Genomic DNA, 575 nt, shown 5'->3' on the forward strand with positions numbered 1-575 from the left:
GCTTAACCTTCGGGGGGGCGCTCACCACTTTGTGGTTCATGACTGGGGTGAAGTCGTAACAAGGTAGCCCTAGGGGAACCTGGGGCTGGATCACCTCCTTACCTATACGACTAACTTAATGTTTGTTGAGTGTTCACACAGATTTGCTTGATAGAAGAAAGAGTAAAAGATGGGTCTGTAGCTCAGCTGGTTAGAGCGCACCCCTGATAAGGGTGAGGTCGGTGGTTCAAGTCCACTCTGACCCACCAAATCTTCGTTCTCCTTTGTTAAATTAACACTCGTTTAGTGAACTAAACGTCGCGTTAATTTGCCGCGGATAACTCGATTTGGCAAACCAATCCTTTTAGAGGTTTGGAACATCTTACTTACTCGCACTGCATGTAAATGGGGCTATAGCTCAGCTGGGAGAGCGCCTGCCTTGCACGCAGGAGGTCTGCGGTTCGATCCCGCATAGCTCCACCATTTACACCTTATTCTGACTTTATTGCAAAGTAATAAGGCATATGCACTATGGATAGAGATGCCAAAGATAAACTTAAAAATTATCTTTGGCTTTTTTAAGCCCGCTCTTTAAC

General features: G+C 45.9%; 2 tRNA genes and 1 rRNA gene. All 3 read left to right on the plus strand.

Annotated features, from left to right (window positions below):
• Window positions 1-101 (plus strand): 16S ribosomal RNA (locus L5M71_RS23040); the annotation flags it as partial.
• A 70-nt stretch (window positions 102-171) separates the two neighbouring features.
• Window positions 172-248, plus strand: a tRNA-Ile gene (locus L5M71_RS23045).
• A 138-nt stretch (window positions 249-386) separates the two neighbouring features.
• Window positions 387-462: transfer RNA gene (locus tag L5M71_RS23050), tRNA-Ala, on the plus strand.
• Window positions 463-575: the final 113 nt, after the last annotated feature.

It is taken from the genome of Shewanella sp. SW1 (assembly GCF_025653545.1).
Classification (GTDB): domain Bacteria; phylum Pseudomonadota; class Gammaproteobacteria; order Enterobacterales; family Shewanellaceae; genus Shewanella; species Shewanella oncorhynchi.